This window comes from Acidianus infernus (genome assembly GCF_009729545.1).
Taxonomy (GTDB): domain Archaea; phylum Thermoproteota; class Thermoprotei_A; order Sulfolobales; family Sulfolobaceae; genus Acidianus; species Acidianus infernus.
This window is the reverse complement of the sequence record NZ_WFIY01000004.1, coordinates 106,335-127,715: the sequence shown is the minus strand read 5'-3', so window position 1 is coordinate 127,715 and position 21,381 is coordinate 106,335. Positions and strand designations below refer to the sequence as shown.

Sequence of the window (21,381 nt, the reverse complement as noted above, 5' to 3'; positions counted from 1 at the left end):
CGATCTAATTTGAGAGAATGAATTATTCTATTAAATTTTCTATAAATTTTGAGATTTGTAAAAAATCGTTTGGAGGGTTAACGTTATAGAAGCCCTTAAATATTAAATCATAATTGAATTTTATACTAAACACATTGCTATGATACCTGGTTATATCTTTGGTTTCGTCGTCTTTTATCATATTTATTATTAAAGCTTCATCATAAATATCCTTATTTATGCTTGATAAGTATGATATAAGAGATGAAGTATAATTTAATGTTGATTTTATTACTATATCTTGTGGAATAGTAACACTGAACAAGTAATTTTTGGTTTTTAATAAGGAATTAAAGATCATATACTCTGTTTTTATTGATTTTGAATAAAAATGAATGGGATATTCCACTAGGACAAGGCTATAATCACCTAAAACTTCTTTATATCTTAGTGTAATTTTTTCTAAATCAAGTGTCTCGTCATTAGAAATACGAGAAAACGATATTACTCCTATGTTTCCCTTATCCGCAAAATAACCGTTATCTGCAAGTATGTTATTTTGAACCCCGAAAAGTCTACTTAATGTTGCAGAGTCAGTTAAATCAACTATAAGAGTCTTGAACTTGTCACTAAGCAGTTTTGCTACATAATAAATTATTGTTGATTTTCCTACACCACCTTTAGGGCTCACGAATGTTATTCTAATCATTTTATTTTAAGTTGTGCTAGTATCTATTTATTTTTATTTGAAATGATATAAATCTTATGATTTAATTGAAATATTTCTATCATTAGCAAGCTTTATTGATAAGTAAACTCCCCACTCAGTATTATTCTGACTAATAATACTAGCTTCAAAAAGGAATATAGTAATTTACAATTAAACCTATGGAAAGTATTTTTAAGAATTCTAAAGAATCTCACATATGGTTAAGCTTATTAACTGGAAAAAAGCTCCACGTGAAGAAAGAGTTAAGGCTAAAAGATTACTTAAAGAAGATGATTATGACATTTATATTATTTTATTGCAGAATAGGAAATTCGTGGAATATTTTAAATCTCATGATATAGATTCTGGAGAAAAACTATTGATAAGGAAGGAAAAGAAAGGCAATGTTATGAAGGAAATAAAAAGATTAAAGGAAGAAGGCTTTTCAATTAAACTTGTTATTTTCTCTTTATAGTTTCGTTTAACTTTAATGCAATTTTTAATATAGCCGGATATATAAATATTCTTATAATAAAAGTGTCGAGAAGAGCAGCTATTGCAATTCCTATTCCTAATTCTGCTATCGGTTTTATAGGATCTATTGCTAGGACTCCAAATGATGCTGCTAATATGACGCCTAGGGCAGTAACTGCTCCTGCAGATATTGAAATTGCCTTTACTATGCTTTCTATACTTCTCTCTTTTTCTATTTCCTCTTTTACTCTTGTTAGTATGAATATGCTATAGTCATTACCTAATCCTGTCATTAGAACGAATATTGTAATCGGAATAAAGAATAGAATACCGTCAGCTGATCTAAAGAGTAAGTAAATTATTGCCAACGATAAGGTTATGCTAAGTAATATAGTACCTACTGCACCTATTGAGATTTTAATTGATCTTAAGAAGGCTGTTAATGATATTATTAAAATTATTGGTAAAATTATTATTAACATCTCATAATAGGGTAATAAATAATCTAACGCGTCAATTACTGATGCAGTTGTTCCGCCAACATAGCCATGATAGGGTTTAACAATTTTTTGAATAGTTAATACAAGTTTCTGGGCTTGTTGTGTATAAGTTCCGTAATTCATTATTACTGTAACTAATAGGGTCTTATTATTGGTACCCAAATTTTCTCTAATTTGGTGTAAAATCTCTGGAGTTATAGTTCCGTTAAAGTTGCAGGGTACTGGACCTATGAGTTGCTTCACTCCACTTAATTTTGAAATATTTTCCTCTATCTTGGCTATTTGAATAAGTAATGAAGTATTAACGTAAGTAGAATTCATGACAGTTGATGACTCATTAAAAACTATTAAGACAGGATTTACAAACGATTGTCCAAATGCGTTTTCTAGGATTTTTAACCCTTTTACTGCAGGTATGTTAGGTAAACCTGAGGTAAAATCTAATGATAATGGTACACTTAATATGAAAGCTAATGCTAATAGTCCTATAATTACTGAGATTGCTAAAGTCGTCTTAGGTTTTTTCATTGTTATTCTAGCTATGTTTCCGAGTGATTTATTTTCAGAGAACGACAAATGAGATGGCCAGAAGATCTTACTGCCTATTTTTCCATATATTATTGGTAATAGACTTACTGCAATTAATACAGTTATTGGAACGGAAAAGCCAATAGTTAATCCCCACGTATGTAAATATGGAATAAACGATAGAGAAAGGAAGACTAGGGTTACTGCGCTTCCACTTATTAATATTGCCTTTCCAGAAGTCTTTACGGAAATTTCCATTGCTTCTTCTTTATTCCTTCCTTTTGAAAGTTCTTCTTTAAACCTACTTAGGAGAAAAACACTATAGTCTGTTCCTATACCTAAAAGTACTGAAATCATTGGTTCAATAACCTGGAAATCTACTGGGTGATAGAATTTTCCTACAAGTGTTACAATTGCCATTCCGAAAATTACCGATAACGCTATGATTGAAAGAGTTATTATAGGAGCTAATATACTTCTAAAGTAAATTCCAGTAATTAATAGGAGTGCTATAAAAACTAAAGCAAAGGTTATTACTTGTCTCTGGCTTTCTGAGCTACTTAACTCTTGAACTAAGGGAGCCGGTCCGGTTAAGTAAAAATTATTAAAACCGCACTTACTTAGTTTACTTTGTATTTGACAAGAAATTTCTCCATCTGGATATGTGCCATTCTTAAAATTATAATTTGGGCAGTATTTTGTGTAAACAAAAATTACTGAAACGTTTTTTGCTTCATAAGTCGATATAAATTGTGATGGCGGAGTTATTAGGAAGAATGCGGTTTCATTTTTAATTAATAAATTTTGAGGTGAAATATTAAAAAGGCAAGCATAGTAAAGGGGAATATGAAGATATTGAGAGATTTCTTCTTTTAATTCTTGAGGAGAGATATTTCCTTTATTTTCCTCAATTATGTTATATCCGGTGTAATTTATTTCTTTGCCTAGTATTTCATCATATGCTAGATAAGCATTTATTATACTTTCAGTTTTACAAACTCCGTTTATTTCATTTATTATTTTTACAGCCTTGTAAACCTCTTGAGGAGTGGAATTTATTAGAACTACGTCGATAGAATTGTTAACGTTTCCTCCGTGAAAATATTCTGAGAGCAGTTCTTGAGCTTTTGCTGCAGGATATGAGGGAGGGATTGTTGTGTTTTCATTATAATTTAGATAATTTGATGATTGTGAAGATAATAAGATAGCAATTAAAATTCCTATTATCCATAGTACTATAACTAATTTTCTATTCATAATATAAAGCAGTAAGACAGAGGTTAAAAATGTTGTGAAAACTTAGTGTTTTTAATAGGCTAGTACCAAATATAATTAATCATGAGAATTACTATCAACACTCAAACACCTCCTATTAGATTTAGGTTAAGCTATAAAGATATCGTAGAAAAATACGGTGAATTGGATTTACCTTTAGATATTTCTACGTTGAGTTCCGAAGACTACTATATTTCTGTAGGTGGAGTAGCGAGAATGATGTTAGGCTTAATAGATAAATTTGGAGGCAAGGCAAAGTGGGTAGCCCTGGGCCCAGGATATCCTCCTTATGTTAAGATGAATGATATTGACGTTTACTTTGTTGATTTAGATCCTAAATCTTTAGCTGGTTATACTAGGTTTAAAGAAGGCATATATAATGAATCGCATGGTATAGCTAGATATAACCTTAATGGTAGAGATTATATCGAATACGCTACATATAACTGGCTATCTGCACAGAAATTACTTGAGTTATATTCTGATACGGATGTGTATTTTATTAATGATTTTCAACAATTACTGGTGGGAGGAATAATTGGACCTTCAGCCCCAGCAGTTTTATGGTATCATATACCTTTTGTTCCAGAAATGCTTAATGAAAAGTTAAGGAATTTCCTTATTAGGTCCTTTGAAGGGTTTGATGCTGTAATAGTAAGTACTAAAAGGGATCTTGAAGGTCTAGTAAGAACTGGAGCTAAAGTAAAAGTAAAGCAAATATACCCATATATAGATCCTTCATATTATAATACTAATGTAAGTAAATCTGATGTTGAAAATGTTGAGAGGAAATTCGGAATTAATGATGATGATAAAGTAGTTTTAGTTGTAGCAAGAATGGATCCTATAAAAAGCCAGGATATAGCTATTCAAGCTATCAAGAATCTCGACGTAAAACTTGTTTTAGCAGGAGATGGTAGTTTTACTAGTAAAAGTCTAGGTCATGATAAAGCTAGTATATGGAGTAGAAAATTAAGAGAACTAGCTAGGGATCTAAAGGTAGAGAATAAAGTAATCTTTACCGGTTACGTGAGTGATGAAGAACTAATGGCATTATATAAAAGGGCTAATGCCGTTGCATTGCCTTCAAGAATTGAAGGATTTGGATTAACTGTATGTGAAGGCTGGCTTTTTAAGAAGCCAGTTGTGGTAAGCAAAGGTGCTGGCGTAAGTGAATTAGTAATAGATGGAGGTAATGGTTATACATTTAGAACTTATGAAGAGATGGCAGAAGGAATATCTAAGGCATTGAAAGAAGAAGATAAACTTGGGAGTTTAGGCTATGAAACTGTGAAAAAATGCCTAATAGATAATGAATTTGATAGTATAAAGGCGGTCTTAGAAGAAGCGGCTTCAGAATATTAATTTAAACTAGATTTTGCACATTCTATTAATGTCGCGATTGAAGCAACTTTTAGGCGAAGCAATTGAAGAAGCTGAGAAATACGGATCGTTACTTTCGACTTATCTAATTTTGAAAAAGTGTAATGCAGAATATGACACATTAGTAAAAGAGAAAGAAGTAAATTATTCTTTCTCGGTAGATGACATAATTTTAACCTCCTTGTCGTATAAAGAATTGAGTAAAATTCAGTTTTTTGTTATGTCGTTCTTAGTTTGTGATTACTTGTCTTCTAGATATATTACGCAAGATTGCCTTTTTTATTTTAGATGGAACAAGAGAATTTTTATTTACAGTCCTAGGATAGAGGCTCATTTACTTTATTTGATTAGATCTGGCTATGCCGAAGGTTATAAATATTTCAAATTAACAGAAAAGGGAAGAGCTGAAGCTGAGGCTAAAAAATCTTTGCTTAGTAATGTAGAAAAGATAAAAATTGATGAAATTTCTTCTTGCGTGTTATCTAAAAATAAACTGTCTGAATTAAAGAGGTACGTTAGATCGTATATTTTTGGAAAATAGAAAATAATTTATATTTGTCTCTTAAGAGAGAAAAGTGATGTTTGAGAAAATATTAGTTGCGTACGATGGATCTGAACATAGTAAAAAGGCTTTAGATGTTGCAATAGATTTAGCAAAAAGATATAGCTCAGAAGTCTACGTAGTTGAAGCCGTAGATGAAACGATATTTGAAACTGTAGGTGTACTTCCGCCTCTTTCTGCGATTGAAGAGATGGAAAAGAAAGCTAAGAAAGATATAGATGAGGCTGTTAAGAAGGCTACTCAAAATGGAGTAAAGACAGTAGGTGAGGTTTTGAGCGGAGATCCAGCAACGGCTATTCTAGAATATGCAAATAAGAATGATATAAAGCTTATAATAGTGGGTAGTAGAGGATTATCAAGGTTTAAGAGAATACTTTTAGGTAGTGTATCTTCAAGAGTTGTTCAAGAATCTAAGATTCCAGTGATGGTTGTTAAATAATTTTATTCTTTTCTTAACTCAAAGCTTTATTTTTTAACCTTGTAACACTATACATAACTATGTTTGAAGATCTGCTTAAAGTTGTGAACTATCTGAACGATGGAAAAATTCTTGAGGCTGGAGAATATCTCGTAGAGCTTGCAAAGAACAATTATACAAATGAAGATATAATAAAAATTTCGTCAGAAATAGAGAAAGAGCTTAGAGAGCTAAAGGAAGAATCGTGGATTACTCAAATTGATTCGAAATTTAGAGATCAGATAATTTCCGTTCTTGAAGATAATACAAGATGCAAGAGGGAATTAATCAGAGTTCTTTCTCTCTCATTACTAGAAAAATTAAGTAAAGGAAATGAGTTAATATTAAACATGATAAGAAATCCTCATGCCGAGTCTAAACCTCATACTTTTATTTAATTTTCATATTCTACTGGGTCCTTCAATCCATTAATCTTAAAGGCCATTTTCCTCATGTAGCAAGGTCCACATTTTCCGCAATGCTTTTCTCCTCCTTCATAACAGCTCCAAGTTAAGTGTAAAGGTGCACCTATTTCTACTCCAAGTTTCACTATTTCATGCTTAACTAAATTACCTACCGGCATCATGACCTCTATCTTTTTATTAGGTCCAGTAGCATAAGGTGATAGTTTAGAAAACAGTCTTACAAATTCCATTTCATTATCTGGATAAGCTCCAGCTTCCTCTAGATTAATTCCAGAGGCTATTGCATCAAAACCGTATGCCTCTGCTATAGCTAAGGCAACTGAAAAGAATATGAGATTTCTGGCAGGTACCCATTCATGGGCAAATTCTGCTCCTTCTTCTCCTTGCCTCTCTTTGACTATTTCTCCACCACCTTTTAATAATGTTGTGTGCCCTATTATTTTGAACAAATCAGTATCTATTTCTATATACGGAACTTGTAGATATTCAGAAATTTTTCTTATAGCTTCTCTTTCCTTTTCTTCTGCTTTATGCCTATAATTGAAATGCAAAAGCGTTATTTCATGTCCCTGCCTAAGTAAGTAAGTCGCTGCTACTGTAGAATCTAATCCTCCGCTAGCTATTACAAGTACTTTCTTCTTATCTTTTGACTTTATAAGGTCAATCTTTTCAATTTTTAAACTAGAATCAACTGATACTATAGAATACGGTTCAAGTTTTGTTATATTCACCTTATCTAATGGGCTTTGAGAAAAGTAATCGTCAAGGGATGTAAAGAATATTGCTCCCAATTCGTAATCATACATCATATAAACCGGCTTAAAATTCTGTGCAACATAAATTTTATTTGGGTTTTTCTTATCAGCTATAATAAAAGCGAAACTTCCTCTAATTTCTGAAAGTAAATCTTTCAATGTAGGCAAATCACCCTTCCAAAACTTATCTAAAATGGGAGGTATAACTGCAGTATCTATATTACTCTCTCTCTTTACGCCAAATTTCTTTTCAAGCTCTTTATCGTTAGCAATAATACCATTATGAGTAACTATGAATCTTTCTCCTTCAAATGGTTGTATATCTTTTTCTGTTTTTTTATTAACGAACTCTGTGGTAGGTTCTGCTCTATTATTAGCTATTATTACTCTGCTTTTTTCGTCTAGAATACCGTAAAGTTTCTCTTCTTGTTCTGAAGGTCTTCCTAAGGATTTTACTGACTTAGTAGTTCCATCGGATTGGACTACAATTATACCGAAACTGTCTCTTCCTCTATCTTCAGCGTTTTTTAAGATTTCTGCAAATTTTCTTTCTATTTTGTCATAATTTTTAGGGTTAAGTATTAAAGCTCCAGAAACACTGCACATAGGGCAAAGGTAGTATTTGGAAATAAAAGATTTCTTAGTGATAAAGCCGCGGCCGGGATTTGAACCCGGGACCTCTGCCTGCCCGGATTAAATTTACCAGGGCAGCGCTCTAGCCACGCTGAGCTACCGCGGCACTTTTTAACTCTATTTTATAGTTGATAAATTTTACTTTTATCTTACACTCACTCGTGGTTATTAACTCTCTATCCTTATATGAATGAGATAGAAAAGATAAGACTTATAATAGGTATATTGGAAGAAAAGATGCCAGAAGATTGTGCTGAAATACTGGATGAGAAATTCAAGATCTTACTAAAAGAAATAAAGAATAAGGGAATAGATAAGGTTATAAGAGATTATTATAGTGATGACGGTGGCGTAGAAATCATTCAAAATTGAATACTTGAGGAATTTCATTAGAAGCTTCTTCAACGTCTTTTACGGAGTCTATTGATCTCCAATACACATTCTCGAATTTTTTACCTCTAAGCAATCCTTTTTCTGCTAATGTAGGGAAAGTTATTCTTTCTATGTCGCCTTTTTCGGGCAGATATTCGAATATGGTAGGTTTTAAGAAATATACTCCTGCATTAATCCAGTAATCTTTCAATACGGGTTTTTCCACGAATTTTATAATTTTATCATCTTCTGTTTGTACTACACCATAGGGACTTCTTAAGGGTACGAGAGAAATTGATGCTATAGCATTTTCATCTACTTGCTTTAATTCCCTTATATCCAGGTTTGTAAGAATATCTCCGTTTACTGCAATAAAGTCCTCATTTAGGAAAGATTTAACTTGATATATTGCACCTCCAGTACCTAAAGGTTCTTCTTCCATGCTAAATAGGCATTCAATCCCTAACCTAGTTTTATTTTTAGTAACCCATTCAACTAAGACTTCTTTTTTATATCCTGCAAGGATAATGAAGGAAGATATTCCAAAACTTTTGAGCCATAAAATTTGCCATTCTAAAATTGGTTTTCCTGCTATTTCTATTAAAGGCTTAGGTTTATCATCAGTTAATGGTCTTAATCTTTTACCGTAACCGCCAGCTAAAATAACGGCTTTCATAATACTACATAGAAAGGGAATTATTTAAGTTTTTTCGCTATACATTTAAACTATTGTTAATGAAAAAATCGATAAATCATATTTTTATTCCTTCAAGTTCTAAAAGCTTTTTCTTTATTTCTATTCCTCTTGAATAACCTCCTAATCCTTTCTCAGAAATTACCCTGTGACAAGGTATAATTAAGAGAACTGGATTTTTAGATAGCGCAATTCCCACAGCTCTAGGAGATGTACCTAAGATTTTAGCAATTTCTCCATAGGTTTTAGTTTTACCCCAAGGTATCTTCATAACTTCCTTAAATACGCTTAACCTAAACGGATTAACATTAATATCTAATGGTTCTCTTAAGTCTACTTCCTTTCCTTCAAAATATTTATCTAATTTTTCAAAAAAATCTGAGAAAGCGTCATTATCTAAAGAATTCTTCTCCACACAATTACAAAAATCTAACATAACAAATCCTTTTTCACTTTTAGCTACAGTAATATCTCCTAAAGGGCTTTTATATAAGCCATAAACAATCATTGCTTTACCTTCTCTATGGCAGTATTTGTTAGATCTCTATTTTGTATTTCTTTTAATATTGCATCCACGCATTTATCTAAAGGCACTCCTTTTACTTCTATATTACCTCTGGCTCTAATTGTTACTGAATTACTTTCTGCTTCTTTTTTACCTACTATTAAAATGTAAGGAACTCCATCGTCATATGCTCTTTTAATTCTCTTTGAGAGAGTTTCCTCCTCCGAATCTATTTCTGCCCTAATTTTTACAGAGACTAGCTTAAATAAGACTTTTTCTGCATATTCTCTAACTTCTGGATTAATTGGTAATATTCTGACTTGAACTGGTGACAACCACGTGGGTAATTTTCCTTTAAAGTGCTCTAGAAGTATTGCTAAAAACCTATCTATTGAACCGTATATTGCTCTATGAACCATTACTGGCCTTTTCTTATTTCCATCCTTATCTACGTACTCTAGTTTAAATCTTTCAGGTAAGTTGAAGTCTACTTGAATCGTAGATAATTGCCACCATCTTCCTAAACTATCTCTTATATCAAAGTCTATTTTAGGTCCATAAAACGCTCCTTCTTTCTCTTTTACTTGATATTTCAAATTGAGAGAACGCAATGCATTAACTAAAGCATTAGTTGCCTTTTCCCATTGTTCATCAGTACCTATGCTCTCATCCGGCCTTGTGGACAAATTGATTCTTACATCATCTCCTTTAAATCCAAATTTCGCTAATACTTCCAACGTTTTACTAATCAGCATCTTAACCTCATTTTCTAGCTGATCTTCTCTTAGAAAGACGTGCCCATCGTCTTGGGTGAACCCCCTAACTCTTAATAAACCGTATAATTCACCTTTTTGCTCCCATCTATAAACATTTCCAAATTCTGAGAACCTAATTGGAAGATCTTTATAACTTCTGGTTCTTGATTTATAAATTAATATGTGAGCAGGACAATTCATTGGTTTTATTCCTAGCTCTTCATCATCGTGAGTAAAGATTAGCATTTTATCCTTATACATTTCATAATGTCCACTTATTTTCCATAAAATCGTTCTGTAAACGTGCGTAGTATATACTTCTTGGTATCCCATTGAGGCGTTTATTTCCCTCATATACTCAATTAATTCATTTCTAATTATCTGACCTTTAGGATGATATAGGACTAGACCAGGTCCCGCTTCTTCAGGGAAGCTAAATAAATCCATTTTTTCTCCTAAAATTCTATGATCGGTTTCAGATGCCTTCTCTAGCCAATTCATGTAATCTTTAAGTTGCTCTTCAGTTTCGAAAGCTACTCCTCTTATTCTAACGTACTGTTTGTCTGGAGTTGGGTGATGAACTGAGATGTTTAAAATTTCAAAATACTTGGGGTTTCCAGAAGGGGTCACGTTGCTTTCTAAAGAAACTTCATAATTTCCCGCTTTTGCTTTCTTTCCCTCAATTTTTATTTCGTAATTTCCTTCTTTTGCGTATTTTTTTGCTTCAGCTAAAGTCATTGAACTATCCATTTCAACATCTACGTAGAAGTCTCTTTCTCCTAAACCTACAGCAACTGCCTTCTTACCATCAGCTAAAAGATTGAATGCTAATATTATTCCTCCTTTTAGCCAAACTCCTTTGTACTCTTCCATAGTAGGCTTTATTATTAAAGGGATTATAATGCTTTTATCAAATGAGTGATATATTAATAATTGCTAGTGGAGGAGGGCATACTGGTTTCGCAAGGGCAATAGCAGAGTATCTACCGTACAAGGCTGACTTTGTTATACCTAAAGGAGACGAAATGAGTAAAAAGATGATTTCCCAATTCGCAGATAAAATCTATGAGGTTGAGAAATTTAGGTCTCCATCTGGAAACCTTTCTTTGTCCTCTTTTTTATTATCAATGATTCATAGTATGAAGATAAGGAAATATAAGAAGGTTATAGCTACCGGCTCTAATCATTCAATTTTTCCCTCTTTCTTCCAGTTTATTAAATCTTCAGAGATTTACGTTATTGAAAGTCAAGATAGGATAGTGACTAGAGGAAAGGCTGTAAGTATAATATCAAAGTACTCAAAGCATGTATTTCTGCACTGGAAGGAACAGGAGAAGCTATACAAGAACGGAATAGTTGTCGGGCCTATAGTCGAGAAGCCTAAATATAGTTCTTCAGATGAAGGATACATATTAGTTACTACTGGAAGTGAAGGCTTTGAGAGACTTTTTGATATTTTATATTCCTTAAATATAGATAATGTAGTCCTACAAACAGGGAAAGTAAATAAAAAATACAATAAAAAAGGTTGGAAAGTTTTTTCCTTTGATCCGGATATTGAAAAGTACATAGCTAAAGCCAAATTAGTAATAACTCATCAAGGTAAAACAGCTATGGAGGCTGTTGTAATGTACAAAAAACCTACAATTATAGTGTACAATAAGGACTGGAAATACGCTGCTACATTTGAGGATAGTAAATTATATGCAGAAATTTTGGGGGCAATGTTTCTTGATGATCCTTCCAATTGGTCTACTAAAGACGAAATTTTAAAATATATTGAGAATCCTAAGCCACCAAAGGTGTATTCTCCAGGTACGGAGAGGCTTGTAAGCGTGGTGTTGAATGATACATGAAATATTAAAAATAATAGACGAAAATAGGGAATTTTTAAAGAAAATGGGTTGGATAGTTTCTGATCCTTATTCCTTTGAATGGTGGGGCGGATTAAAATCCGCTGATGAAATAGCCATTTCAGCATTTTTAGTTCAAATGACTAAATGGGAAACGGTAGCCAAGGTTATCGAGAACTTAAGAAGAAAAGGGTTAAATTATATTGATAAAATAGCAGAACTTCCTTTGTCTGTTTTGGAAGATCAGATTCGCAGCGTTAATTTCTATAAAACTAAAGCTAGAAGACTTAAGAATTTTAGTGAAATTGTAAGTGAAAATGGTGGACTAAAAAATTTTTTAACAGTAGAAAATAGAGATAAAATACTAGAAATTGAAGGTATAGGAGAAGAGACTGCAGACTCTTTATTACTTTTTGCAAATAATCAGCTAGTTTTTCCTCAGTCTGAGTACTTGAGGAGAGTTCTTTCAAGAGTTTTAAATAAGAAAATGAGTAAAAAAGAGGCAAAGAATTATGTTGAGGAGAACCTAAAGAAGGATCTTTTTCTATATAAACTCTTCCATGCTGGAGTAGTTTCTATAGGCAAAGCCTTTTGCTATCTAAATAAGCCTAAATGCGATAAATGCATTCTTAAACCTTTATGCAGAAGTAAATATAATGAAACTTTATGAATATGAAGGAAAGCTTCTATTTTCTAAAGTAGGAATAAAAATACCTCGCGGAATAGTAACTGAAGGTAATATAGATTGGAAAGGCAAAGCTGTTGTTAAAGCTCAACTCCTAGAAGGTGGAAGAGGAAAAAGAGGACTTGTTAAGGTAACTGATGATGTTAACTCTACAATACAAGAGATGAGAAAACTAGGCATAAATAAATTTCTGGTTGAGGAATATATTCCTCACGATAGAGAGGTTTATCTTTCCATGATTCTTGATAGAGATTCTGCCGAACCTATGCTGATAGCTTCACCTCACGGTGGAATTGATATTGAAAGTTCTGGGAACGTAAAGAAGTTTATAATTCCGATAGAAAGGGGACCTAGGGGATATGATATAATAGAGATAGAGAAGTATTTAGGTGTAAAAGGTTTATCTCAAGTAATTCAAGGTTTATATAAGATTTTTACAGAGTTCGACGCTGAGCTGGTAGAAATTAATCCATTGGCTGTAACTGATAACGGCGTAATAGCTCTTGATTCTAAAGTAATCTTAGAGGATAATGCCCTTTATAAACACCAAGATTTTCTAAAGGAAATTGGTAGAGAATACTCTCCAGATAGTTATGTAGAACTTGATGGCGATATAGGAATAATCGGCAATGGAGCAGGTTTAACTATGGCCACAATGGATATGGTAAAACTAATGGGAGGAAACCCTGCAGATTTCATGGACGTAGGAGGAGGAGCAGATAGGGAAAGAGTTAGATATTGTGTTATAAAAGTTGGGTCAAATCCCAAGGTGAAGAAAATCCTTGTAAATATCTATGGCGGTATAACTAGGTGTGATGAAGTCGCATTGGGAATTGTTGAGGCGTATGATGTGATAAAGAAGCCAATATTTGTTAGATTAGTAGGAACTAATGAGGAAGAAGGTTGGAAAATCCTTAAGGAACATGGAATTAATTTTTATGAAAATCCAATAGATGCAGTGAGGGATGCACTACGCTGATAAATAAGAACACTAAGGTTCTTGTTCAAGGAATTACTGGAAAAGAAGGATCATTCCATACGAAATTAATGCTTGAATATGGTACTAAGATAGTTGCTGGTGTTACTCCAGGTAAAGGAGGCTCTCAAGTTTACGGTGTCCCTGTTTATGATACAGTAAAAGAGGCTATGCAAGAGCATGAAATAGACGCTAGCATAATTTTTGTTCCTGCAAAATTCGCTGTAGATGCCATTTATGAAGCAATAGACGGTGGTATTCCGTTAATAGTAGTAATTACTGAGCATATTCCAGTTTTAGATATGGCAAAGGTTGTGCATTATGCCGAGAAGAAGGGAGTCAAGATAATAGGTCCTAATTGTCCTGGAATAATAGTTCCTGGGGAGTCATTACTTGGCATAATGCCTTCACGAGCTTTTAAAAAAGGTAAGATTGGAATAGTTTCTCGTTCTGGTACGCTTACTTATGAAGTTGCCGAAATTTTGAAAGATTTTGGTCAGTCCACTGTGATTGGAATAGGAGGAGATCCTATAATAGGAACTAAAATGCAGGATATAGTGAAAATGTTTGATGAGGATAAAGATACTGAGGAGATTGTGATAATAGGTGAAATAGGAGGTACAATGGAGGAAGAAGTAGCTAAAATGAAGAAAGAAGGAAAGATATCTAAAAATATAGTAGCTTATATTGCTGGTTTAACTGCACCTAAGGAAAAAAGGATGGGGCATGCAGGCGCTGTAGTATACATGGGATTAGGCACTTATGAGAGCAAGGTAAATGCATTTAAGGAAGCAGGTATTAAAGTGGCTAAAACTCCATTTGAAATAAAAGATTTAATTTTTTCCTAATTTTTATTGCCCTCTGGGTTTTATTGTTATAGTTCCGTTGTCCTCATCTACTTCCAGCAAGTATTTTGTACCGAATTTCTCTACCATGGACTTTGGTATGTATAGATTTAGTGGTAGTGTATAGTATTCATATTCGTAGACTTTGCCCCTAACTAGTTTTTTGCCAACTAATCTTTTTGCTTCAACTTCTCTCTCTTTCATAAGATAGAATCTTTTCTTACTCTTTTTAAAACTTTTGCATATCATCTTTTTAAATCTTTCATTAAATTTAAATTTCTTTAAATCAGTTTAAATTTTTGACGTAGCTCATAAAAAACTATTTCGTTAATAAAGTTTAATAGATCGACCTTAAAAAGTGATGGTTGTATATCTGTTTCTGTTATTCTTATTTTTAAATAGTATAGCTCATTAAAAAAGTTAAATAAAGCAATATATACGCAATCATTATATTCGCAATCTGGACCATGATCTAATCTAATTTTTTCATTATTTACACTGCTTACTATCTTTTGCGTTCCCCAATCCATTATAGTGCATACACTAATTCCGCCTAGATAATCTTGGTTAATTATTATTCCAATTTTATCATATCTAGTATTTCTTTTAATCATATCCACCTTATACATTCTTGTAGAATTTAGAATTTCTATGAGATCAAAATAACTAATATTCATTAAAAGATCCTTATCTTCTATGTATATATAAAGCTCGTCGGAAATAAATGGAGAAATATGTATTCTACCAATATCTATAGCGCTCTCTACATCATTAAAGAATCCTTTATTGTCCCTTTTGGCAAATTTGATCATTACTAATTATATTGTCTTAACCGATAATTAAATATACTATTCCTACTTTCTTTCATTATGCCAGTTCATATCTTGGCAAATAAAGGGGATGTCGCAGAAAGAGTTTTAATAGTTGGAGATCCAGGAAGAGCGAAATTACTTTCTTCGCTTCTACAAAATCCTAAATTAGTTAACGAGAATAGAAGTTTTTTAGTATACACTGGTAAGTATAACGGAGTAGATATAAGCATAGCTACTCACGGAATAGGAGGGCCGTCTGCAGCTATAGTACTTGAAGAGTTGATAATGCTAGGCGGAAGAACCTTTATTAGATATGGAACTACTGGAGCATTAGTTCCAGATATTAATTTAGGTGAATATATTATAGTTGCAGGGGCATCGTATAATCACGGTGGAGTTATTTATCAGTATTTAAGAGAAGATAGCTGCATTGCAGCTACGCCCGATTTTTACATTCTTAATAGCCTCGTCCAGAATTTTCAGAAAGAAGGTTTAAAATTTCATATAGGGAACGTATTTAGTAGTGATGCTTTTTACGCTGAGGATGAGGAATTCGTGAAGAGATGGTCTTCTAGGGGCAATATAGCTGTGGAAATGGAGTGTGCAACAATTTTTGCTATAGGAAGAATGAAAGGAGTAAGAACTGGAGCAGTTCTAGTGGTTAGCGATAATTTAGCGAAGGGAGGAGTATGGATAAGTAAAGAAGAACTAGAAAATAGTGTCATGAAAGGTGCAAAAGCAATTTTAGATACTTTGAGTAAGTTATAAAAATGAAGCTAATAAGGGATCCAATACACGGATATATAGAAATCTCTGATAAGTTGAATAAAATTATTTCTGACCCATATTTTCAGAGGCTGAGGTATATTAAACAAACTGCAATGGCTTACATGGTTTATCCTAGTATGTTACATTCGAGATTTGAACATAGCTTGGGTGTAATGCATTTAGCTAGGGAATTTGCTAGATACGTAATTTCTAACAGCGGATTAAAAGATGAAGAAGGACTTATACAGATGATAGCTTTAACGGGATTACTTCATGACATAGGTCATGTAGCCTTTTCTCACACTTTTGAGAATTTTCTATTATTAGCTAATCAAGTTTACGGATTAAAAGTCAAAGAAGAAGGTAAGAAAACACACGTAAATTATGGCATATACTTAATAGAGAACGTATTAGGAAGCATAATCGATAAAGAATTCGCTGAATTTTATCCAGATCCTGTAAAATTCATTATAGACGTATTAAAGGAGAATCCTAGAACTTATGAAGAAAAATTGGCTTTATCGCTAATTTCAAATTATGTTGATGCTGATAGGAGTGATTATTTATTAAGAGATTCGTATTATGCTGGAGTAAGTTACGGTAGGTTTGATATAGAAAGACTAAAGAGATTTCTAGTTTTTATAGATGGAAAACTTGCAATTTATAGCAAAGCCACTCCAATAGTCGAGCAATTTTTACTTTCTAGAATGTACATGTTCGAGAATGTATATTTTCATAGCGTTACTGGAGTATATAACGCTATATTATCTCACGCAATGGTGGAAATGCTTGAAAAGAATATTATTAGCCTTCCTACAGAGCCTAAGGACTTCTTACAACTTTTGGATATAGAAATTTACTCTAATTTAGATAAAGTAAAGGAAGAATTTAAGAACGCAATAATGTTTAGACAAGGATATAGAAGGATAAAATACGACATAACTGGTAAATGCTTAGAGAAATTTAACGAAATTAAAGACGAGATTTATGAAGATATGAAGAAGAGCCAAGGGCTTTTTCTATATCACGAGTTTAACGATGTACCATATGAAGAGAAAGAAGAAGCTGTTTATATCTTTGATGGGGAGAGAGTTGAAAAATTAACATCTGTTTCGCCAATAATTAGGTCATTGAGCGAAATAAAGAAGGCGATAATTGCGTATAGCAGCAAGGCTGAAAAAATTGCTGAAAAATATGAAAATGTGATTCAAGAATGTAAAACCTTGGGTCCTTGACCTGGTGAAGTTATTATATATTTTAAGTTAAGACTTTGGAGGAAGTTTATTACTTCTTTCATGTGTTTCTTTGTAGTAAAAATATGGGGGTTAGGTCCGGCATCGAATGTGTAACCTGCGTGTCCAAAATCTTGCACCCATCTCATTATCTTAAACGACATATCGTTAAGATAGAAAAAGGAAGGCCAAGAATCTAAAATTACTGCATGCATACTATTACTATGTCTCATAGTTAACTCGAAAAATTTCTCTTCATCTTTTTTCCTTATGCTTTCTATAACATCATTAAATGTTTCTTTTATAAAATCTAATCTACATTTCATTAAATAAGAGGATCTAGTAGTAACTTCCATGCCCTCCCTAGATGATACTTCTTTCTTTTCATCACTAACTATTGCTATAATATCAACAAGGTCTTCCCAGTAGTTATGGGGGAAAATTTGATAACAAAAAGAATCTTCACCATCTTCTCTTTCTCCTTTTTCCCATACGACAAATCCTCCTTCCGTGCTTCTACATGCACTTCCGGAACCTATTCTAGCTATTTTGGAAAGTTCTTTTTGAGTTAAGCCTAAACCTAAGGCTTCATTACTAGCGTAAACTAATGCTGCAATACCTGCCGCCGACGACGCTAAACCAGAAGATGGAGGAAAATTTGTTGTTGAAATAACTTTAGCGAACAAGTTCTTGCCATAAATTTTCCTGAAAATATTAAGAACCCTTCCTGCGTAATTTAAAGTCTCTTTTTCGCTCAGTTTTTTTCCGTTAATTATTACTTCATCTTTAGAGAATTCTTCACTAAATATAACCTTTGTTCTTGCGTACAAATTATCGAGGCTTATCGAAATTGAAGAGTTCAATGGAAGATTGAGTTCAGTATTCCTTTTTCCCCAGTATTTAACTATTGCAATATTTGAAGGTGCTATAGCTTCTCCTTCAAGTTTCATTTAGACCCTCATCTTCTTTGATTTCAATTAATTTTAATCCTTTTTCCTTCCATTTTTTCCTCACTTCATCCAAATTTTCCCCAAGTGCAAATATTACATCCCCTCCACCTGCCCCTGGCAATAAAGATATGTAAGCACCGTTATCTTCAGCAATTTTTATTAGTTCCTTATCCTCTTTGCTCTGCAATTTAACGCCAATAACATCTTCTGCTAGAACATTTAGTAAATCTCTAGCTAATTTCGCATGCTGAGAGGCTTCATCTACTTTGCCTAGCTTAAGTAGTCTTATTGCTGTATCGTTCTCGATGTTAATTTCTCGTAAAAATTCGATAAACTTTTCGTCATCTTTCTTTTCAATAAACATTTTAACTAAATTTACGGTCTCTGAGCTTCTTCCACTGAATCCTAAAAGCATGTCATATTTATTTCCTAGTCTTAACCTTTCTATTTTCCAATCACGCTTATTAAGGTCAGTAAACCTCCTATAAATTATGCTTCCATATACTGCGGCAGCTATATCAAATCCGCTTCCTATTCCCTTTTGTCTAATGAAATTTGCCTCCTGAGCCAATAAATGAATTTCATCAATATCTATCCTTCCTTTAATTTGTTTATATAAGCACGCTGTAAGTGCTACTGTGGCTGCAGATGAACTTCCTAAACCTGTTTTTTTACCGTTTATCTGAAAATCTTCATCATTAAATAGTCTTATTTTAAGCTTCGGAACATCTCCAAGGTGATTCCTTATTACATTCACTACACTTTCTATAAGCTCATTTCCCTTATCATAAAACGTTCCGTAAGTAGTCTCAAATATTAGTTTATCAGAAGGTGTTGCCTCACATCTGACTCTCTTATTTATTGCAATTACGTGAGATAACCCTCCAAATACTACTGCATAACTTCCTATCCAAAGTACTTTTCCTGGAGCAGATATCATCGGATTTATTATTCTGCTGTAGTAGAAATATGTGATGGACTTTCTAGATAAGAAAAAAAGGTTAGTATTAATTGCGATAGCACAAAAGGGAACATCAGGATTAACTTATGATGAGTTATTATCAACTTTCCTAATTTTCATGACAAGGAATACACTACAAAGTATAATTGAGGATCTCTACTTTTCAGGCTACATTAACATATTGAGGGACGATAAGGAAGTTAGACTAATAGCTAGCAGGAAAGTAAGAAGTAGTTTGGTTGCTTTGGATTTCCAGAGATACAAATTATTAAAATTTCTTGAGGAAGTTAAGAAAAAATCAGAGGAAATTTCAAAACTGCAGGACAAGAATTCTCAGCTTGAAGAAATTAAAAAAATAGGTAAGGAAGGATTAGAGCTAATCTCCTCAGGGCTTTTGACATTATATAAAGAGTTTCCAGAGTTTACAATTCCAGAATATATTGAAATAGTGGAAGTAATAAATAATGAGGTCTTAGCTAAGTTGTCTCCCTTAATAACTCAACAAATGACAGAAGAAGATTTAAAACAATTTTTGAATTTAACATCAAAGTATTTAGGAGAAAAGGAAGCTGAGGTTCTAAGTGAAGCTCTAAAGAGAATTTAAAGGAAACGTTTATATAGAATAAGCGTTACCCTATAACATATGAAGAGTAAGAGAGACCAACTTGAAATTATAATGGATGTAATGGAAGTAATTAATGATGGTTACGGTAGTAAGTCGTCTATAATGAAGTATGCTAATTTGAGTAATACACTCTTAGAGAAATACATTAACATATTGACAAGTAAAGGTCTCATAAAATACGAGGATGGTCATTATAAAATGACTGAAAAAGGTATAGCGTTACTAGAAAAATTAAGGAAAATTAGAAAGCTACATTTAGAACTGTCTGAGCTTATTAACTCTGTTTCAGAAGAATTATATTGATGTTAGAATCTTATACACTAATAGTAAATTTACTATATGTTAGTTTACTTTTAGAGACTTCTTTGCTTTTCTATTTTGTATCAAGAAAACTGGAAAATCTTCCTTATTTATGGAAGGATGTTAGATCATTATATTTATTAAGAATTTTTAGCGAGGTATTAGATTTACTCTCTTCTACGGATTTGTTAGATGATGGAATAATTGGAGCAAATTTTAATATAAAATCAGAAGCCTTACAGAAATTTCTAGAGAAGGAAGTTAAAGGCGTAGGGTCCAAAATAAAAATAATCAATACTTATATTTCGTCTATGGAAAAGATTGATGCATACATAAGCGGAATTTCAAGCAATATAAAAGAAATATTTTACTTAATTTTAGCTTCTATAATTTCCTTTGCATTATACTTTATACCCGGTTTTTCTCTTGACGGTTTATTTTTGGGTTTTTCTCTTGGCTTAAATATAATTTCGATGTATTACACAATTTATTCTTATTTGGTTTATAGAGATATAATGAAAAAAATTATGGAAATAAGAAATAGTAAATCATGAAGCCGCCGATAATATTTTCTTTGCGCACTGTTTTAGATCTTCACTTATTTTTCCCCAAATATTATTTATAACAGAGTAAACAAATTTTGGTCTACCTATCTTTTTCTCTTCTATTTTTATTCTATTTACTAAACCTACGTCCATTAACCTCTTTAAACTAGTTTCTGCAGTTGTTTTACTAAAGCCCATTATTTGAGCTAATTCGATTGATGTTATTGGCTTATTTAATTCAATAAGCTTAAATAAACATTCTACATCAGTTTCAGACAATCTATAGCAGCATTTTATGCTCTCCTTTTTATTCTTCAAGTCCTCTTCCATAATTAATTTTTTGGATAAACATATTAAAAACTTTATCTATTTTTCTTTCACTTATTTTGCATAAGCTTATTATACTCTTTATACATGCATCTATCTTGTATTACAATAATTCCTTCTTTTTCTGCCAATTTAGCAGCGTCATCATTTCTTATTCCTTCTTGAAGCCATAATACTTTTACATCTCCTTTTTCTCTTTTTCTCTTTATTACTTCCTCGACTATTTTTGGAACTTCTGATGATGGTCTAAATACTTCTACTACGTCAATTCTATCCGGTATTTCCAAGATTGAAGAGTAACTCTTCTTTCCTAGAATCTCTTTTGCTGTAGGATTTACTGGTATTACATTATAGCCATGCTCCATTAAAAATTTAGGCACATAATGAGATGGCTTTGAAGGATCTTTAGAAAAACCTATGGTAGCAATATTTTTATAATTTTCAAGAATAAATTTTATTAAATTTTCTTCACTTTCCATACTTTTACTATACAAAC

27 protein-coding genes and 1 tRNA gene are annotated in these 21,381 nt (G+C 32.5%); 15 read left to right on the top strand and 13 right to left on the bottom strand.

From position 1 onward, the window contains the following. Positions 1 to 22 precede the first annotated feature (22 nt). Complete coding sequence (locus D1867_RS00815; protein ID WP_155862401.1) at positions 23 to 688, bottom strand: ParA family protein; 666 nt, start codon at positions 686 to 688, stop codon at positions 23 to 25. Between the two features lie 217 nt (positions 689 to 905). Here D1867_RS00815 and D1867_RS00810 point away from each other — a divergent pair, with 217 nt between their 5' ends. Beyond that, complete coding sequence (locus D1867_RS00810; RefSeq protein WP_155862400.1) at positions 906 to 1,163, top strand: hypothetical protein; 258 nt, start codon at positions 906 to 908, stop codon at positions 1,161 to 1,163. Here D1867_RS00810 and D1867_RS00805 read toward each other — a convergent pair. Further along, complete coding sequence (locus D1867_RS00805) at positions 1,147 to 3,447, bottom strand: MMPL family transporter (RefSeq protein ID WP_155862399.1); 2,301 nt, start codon at positions 3,445 to 3,447, stop codon at positions 1,147 to 1,149. The two genes, D1867_RS00810 and D1867_RS00805, sit on opposite strands and share 17 nt — an antisense overlap. Positions 3,448 to 3,528: 81 nt before the next feature. On the opposite strand from D1867_RS00805, the gene D1867_RS00800 reads away from it, so the two are divergent. Genes D1867_RS00800 through D1867_RS00785 form a run of 4 tightly spaced genes read left to right on the top strand, consistent with a single transcriptional unit; the run spans position 3,529 to position 6,265 of the window. Beyond that, positions 3,529 to 4,830, top strand: a complete 1,302-nt coding sequence (locus D1867_RS00800; RefSeq protein WP_155862398.1) for a glycosyltransferase family 4 protein — start codon at positions 3,529 to 3,531, stop codon at positions 4,828 to 4,830. A gap of 28 nt (positions 4,831 to 4,858) precedes the next feature. Then, positions 4,859 to 5,389, top strand: a complete 531-nt coding sequence (locus D1867_RS00795) for a hypothetical protein (protein WP_155862397.1) — start codon at positions 4,859 to 4,861, stop codon at positions 5,387 to 5,389. 37 nt (positions 5,390 to 5,426) lie between these two features. Then, a complete protein-coding gene (locus D1867_RS00790; RefSeq protein ID WP_155862396.1) occupies positions 5,427 to 5,849 on the top strand; it encodes a universal stress protein in 423 nt (140 codons plus the stop codon). A gap of 59 nt (positions 5,850 to 5,908) precedes the next feature. Beyond that, positions 5,909 to 6,265 (top strand): hypothetical protein, encoded by a 357-nt coding sequence (locus D1867_RS00785; RefSeq protein ID WP_155862395.1) that lies wholly within the window; start codon positions 5,909 to 5,911, stop codon positions 6,263 to 6,265. Here D1867_RS00785 and queC read toward each other — a convergent pair. Further along, complete coding sequence (queC, locus tag D1867_RS00780; RefSeq protein ID WP_155862394.1) at positions 6,262 to 7,653, bottom strand: 7-cyano-7-deazaguanine synthase QueC; 1,392 nt, start codon at positions 7,651 to 7,653, stop codon at positions 6,262 to 6,264. The two genes, D1867_RS00785 and queC, sit on opposite strands and share 4 nt — an antisense overlap. A gap of 44 nt (positions 7,654 to 7,697) precedes the next feature. Continuing rightward, positions 7,698 to 7,786: transfer RNA gene (locus tag D1867_RS00775), tRNA-Thr, on the bottom strand. An 80-nt stretch (positions 7,787 to 7,866) separates the two neighbouring features. Between D1867_RS00775 and D1867_RS00770 the strand changes: the two genes are divergently transcribed. Further along, the gene (locus tag D1867_RS00770; protein WP_155862393.1) at positions 7,867 to 8,052 is read left to right on the top strand and encodes a hypothetical protein; all 186 of its coding nucleotides are present in this window, start codon (positions 7,867 to 7,869) and stop codon (positions 8,050 to 8,052) included. Here the strand turns inward: D1867_RS00770 and D1867_RS00765 are convergent. The 3 genes from D1867_RS00765 to thrS all read right to left on the bottom strand — a co-directional run bounded on the left by D1867_RS00765 (position 8,039) and on the right by thrS (position 10,879). After that, positions 8,039 to 8,728: a nucleotidyltransferase family protein gene (locus D1867_RS00765; RefSeq protein ID WP_155862392.1), complete on the bottom strand. Its 690-nt coding sequence runs from the start codon at positions 8,726 to 8,728 to the stop codon at positions 8,039 to 8,041. The two genes, D1867_RS00770 and D1867_RS00765, sit on opposite strands and share 14 nt — an antisense overlap. Positions 8,729 to 8,804: 76 nt before the next feature. Beyond that, positions 8,805 to 9,254: a methylated-DNA--[protein]-cysteine S-methyltransferase gene (locus tag D1867_RS00760; protein WP_155862391.1), complete on the bottom strand. Its 450-nt coding sequence runs from the start codon at positions 9,252 to 9,254 to the stop codon at positions 8,805 to 8,807. After that, positions 9,251 to 10,879 (bottom strand): threonine--tRNA ligase, encoded by a 1,629-nt coding sequence (gene thrS / locus D1867_RS00755; protein ID WP_155862390.1) that lies wholly within the window; start codon positions 10,877 to 10,879, stop codon positions 9,251 to 9,253. Before thrS ends, D1867_RS00760 begins: the two co-directional genes overlap by 4 nt. Positions 10,880 to 10,920: 41 nt before the next feature. Between thrS and D1867_RS00750 the strand changes: the two genes are divergently transcribed. The 4 genes from D1867_RS00750 to sucD are packed head-to-tail and all read left to right on the top strand — an operon-like array spanning position 10,921 to position 14,368. Then, positions 10,921 to 11,862 carry a UDP-N-acetylglucosamine--N-acetylmuramyl-(pentapeptide) pyrophosphoryl-undecaprenol N-acetylglucosamine transferase gene (locus D1867_RS00750; RefSeq protein ID WP_155862389.1) on the top strand — a complete coding sequence of 314 codons (942 nt, stop codon included), beginning with the start codon at positions 10,921 to 10,923 and terminating at the stop codon, positions 11,860 to 11,862. Then, the gene (locus D1867_RS00745) at positions 11,852 to 12,529 is read left to right on the top strand and encodes an endonuclease III domain-containing protein (protein ID WP_155862388.1); all 678 of its coding nucleotides are present in this window, start codon (positions 11,852 to 11,854) and stop codon (positions 12,527 to 12,529) included. The genes D1867_RS00750 and D1867_RS00745 overlap by 11 nt, the downstream gene beginning before the upstream one ends. Next, a complete protein-coding gene (locus tag D1867_RS00740) occupies positions 12,516 to 13,523 on the top strand; it encodes a succinate--CoA ligase subunit beta (protein WP_155862387.1) in 1,008 nt (335 codons plus the stop codon). The genes D1867_RS00745 and D1867_RS00740 overlap by 14 nt, the downstream gene beginning before the upstream one ends. Continuing rightward, positions 13,523 to 14,368, top strand: coding sequence for a succinate--CoA ligase subunit alpha (gene sucD, locus D1867_RS00735; RefSeq protein WP_338078070.1), 846 nt, complete (start codon positions 13,523 to 13,525; stop codon positions 14,366 to 14,368). The genes D1867_RS00740 and sucD overlap by 1 nt, the downstream gene beginning before the upstream one ends. A 3-nt stretch (positions 14,369 to 14,371) precedes the next feature. Here the strand turns inward: sucD and D1867_RS00730 are convergent, their stop codons facing one another. Both D1867_RS00730 and D1867_RS00725 read right to left on the bottom strand, forming a co-directional pair. Next, the gene (locus D1867_RS00730) at positions 14,372 to 14,569 is read right to left on the bottom strand and encodes a hypothetical protein (RefSeq protein ID WP_155862385.1); all 198 of its coding nucleotides are present in this window, start codon (positions 14,567 to 14,569) and stop codon (positions 14,372 to 14,374) included. A gap of 77 nt (positions 14,570 to 14,646) precedes the next feature. Next, positions 14,647 to 15,177: a hypothetical protein gene (locus D1867_RS00725; RefSeq protein ID WP_155862384.1), complete on the bottom strand. Its 531-nt coding sequence runs from the start codon at positions 15,175 to 15,177 to the stop codon at positions 14,647 to 14,649. A gap of 54 nt (positions 15,178 to 15,231) precedes the next feature. Between D1867_RS00725 and D1867_RS00720 the strand changes: the two genes are divergently transcribed. Beyond that, complete coding sequence (locus D1867_RS00720) at positions 15,232 to 15,945, top strand: purine-nucleoside phosphorylase (RefSeq protein ID WP_338078069.1); 714 nt, start codon at positions 15,232 to 15,234, stop codon at positions 15,943 to 15,945. 2 nt (positions 15,946 to 15,947) lie between these two features. Further along, positions 15,948 to 17,180 carry an HD domain-containing protein gene (locus tag D1867_RS00715; protein ID WP_155862382.1) on the top strand — a complete coding sequence of 411 codons (1,233 nt, stop codon included), beginning with the start codon at positions 15,948 to 15,950 and terminating at the stop codon, positions 17,178 to 17,180. Here D1867_RS00715 and mvaD read toward each other — a convergent pair. Further along, positions 17,153 to 18,127 (bottom strand): diphosphomevalonate decarboxylase, encoded by a 975-nt coding sequence (gene mvaD, locus D1867_RS00710; RefSeq protein WP_155862381.1) that lies wholly within the window; start codon positions 18,125 to 18,127, stop codon positions 17,153 to 17,155. The two genes, D1867_RS00715 and mvaD, sit on opposite strands and share 28 nt — an antisense overlap. After that, on the bottom strand, positions 18,117 to 19,067 hold the full coding sequence (locus tag D1867_RS00705; protein WP_155862380.1) for a phosphomevalonate kinase: 951 nt from the start codon (positions 19,065 to 19,067) through the stop codon (positions 18,117 to 18,119). Before D1867_RS00705 ends, mvaD begins: the two co-directional genes overlap by 11 nt. Positions 19,068 to 19,101: 34 nt before the next feature. Between D1867_RS00705 and D1867_RS00700 the strand changes: the two genes are divergently transcribed. Genes D1867_RS00700 through D1867_RS00690 form a run of 3 tightly spaced genes read left to right on the top strand, consistent with a single transcriptional unit; the run spans position 19,102 to position 20,567 of the window. Beyond that, entirely contained in the window at positions 19,102 to 19,692 is a 591-nt protein-coding gene (locus D1867_RS00700) for a hypothetical protein (RefSeq protein ID WP_013776290.1), read from the top strand. 39 nt (positions 19,693 to 19,731) lie between these two features. Continuing rightward, the gene (locus tag D1867_RS00695; RefSeq protein WP_155862379.1) at positions 19,732 to 20,016 is read left to right on the top strand and encodes an Sso10a family chromatin protein; all 285 of its coding nucleotides are present in this window, start codon (positions 19,732 to 19,734) and stop codon (positions 20,014 to 20,016) included. Next, positions 20,013 to 20,567, top strand: coding sequence for a hypothetical protein (locus tag D1867_RS00690; RefSeq protein ID WP_155862378.1), 555 nt, complete (start codon positions 20,013 to 20,015; stop codon positions 20,565 to 20,567). The genes D1867_RS00695 and D1867_RS00690 overlap by 4 nt, the downstream gene beginning before the upstream one ends. On the opposite strand, the gene lrs14 is transcribed toward D1867_RS00690, so the two are convergent. Continuing rightward, positions 20,562 to 20,888 (bottom strand): Lrs14 family HTH-type transcriptional regulator, encoded by a 327-nt coding sequence (gene lrs14, locus D1867_RS00685; RefSeq protein WP_152941216.1) that lies wholly within the window; start codon positions 20,886 to 20,888, stop codon positions 20,562 to 20,564. The two genes, D1867_RS00690 and lrs14, sit on opposite strands and share 6 nt — an antisense overlap. 47 nt (positions 20,889 to 20,935) lie before the next feature. After that, complete coding sequence (locus tag D1867_RS00680; protein ID WP_152941218.1) at positions 20,936 to 21,364, bottom strand: CoA-binding protein; 429 nt, start codon at positions 21,362 to 21,364, stop codon at positions 20,936 to 20,938. Positions 21,365 to 21,381: the final 17 nt, after the last annotated feature.